The sequence below is a fragment of the Neisseria sp. P0009.S007 genome (assembly GCF_051962515.1).
Map to the genome: position 1 here is coordinate 1 of NZ_JBQCVF010001259.1, position 240 is coordinate 240.

The window sequence follows — 240 nt, forward strand, 5'->3', positions numbered from 1 at the left end:
CACAAAATGGGTACGCCTTGGTTTGCAACAGACAGTGTCGAACAGATTGTTGTTACGCCGATGGAGATGTTGCAAATGGCATCAGTCGGTATTTTGTATGTCGGCGATATTGCCCGTTACAGCAAAAACATACAAAACGGCATTGGTTTCTTGCTGGAAAAAGCCGACCGCTACAATGTCCGTGTGATTGCTTCATGCGGATTTAAACGAGGTGAGGGCGCCGATGAAGTCGTTGCCGGC

Annotated in this window: 1 pseudogene; it reads left to right on the forward strand. The window is 48.3% G+C overall.

Annotated elements, in window-relative coordinates:
• Positions 1–240 (forward strand): annotated as a pseudogene (locus ACTHS3_RS18520) (sigma-54-dependent Fis family transcriptional regulator); the annotation flags it as partial.